Origin of the sequence: Anaerovorax odorimutans (genome assembly GCF_024459955.1) — a bacterium.
Taxonomy (GTDB): Bacteria; Bacillota; Clostridia; order Peptostreptococcales; family Anaerovoracaceae; genus Hominibacterium; species Hominibacterium odorimutans_A.
In genome coordinates this window covers 1-223 of record NZ_JANFXK010000243.1, presented here as the reverse complement: position 1 = coordinate 223, position 223 = coordinate 1, and the positions used below count along the sequence as shown (strand labels likewise).

1 protein-coding gene is annotated in these 223 nt (G+C 36.3%); it reads right to left on the bottom strand.

All coding sequences use genetic code 11. The features are described from left to right. Positions 1–223, bottom strand: a 223-nt coding sequence (locus NE619_RS18630) for a hypothetical protein (RefSeq protein ID WP_330640888.1), incomplete at both ends; no start/stop codon positions are given.

Below are 223 nucleotides of genomic sequence, written 5' to 3'. Positions count from 1 at the left end.
ATAGTCCGTAAAAATTTCGGCAGTCAGATTTTCTGTAAATATCCCTTGACGTATTTTTTCATCATTTTCCAAAAAATGTGCCATTTGATTTTTTAACCTCAGAAAATATACTTCCATCGCCTTTTTTCCTTCTTGTCTTTCTCCTGCCGTAAACCCCAATGCATGCATGGAAAAAAATTTCGGATAACGGCTTCGGCTATTTTCAACACCTTCAAACAACAGG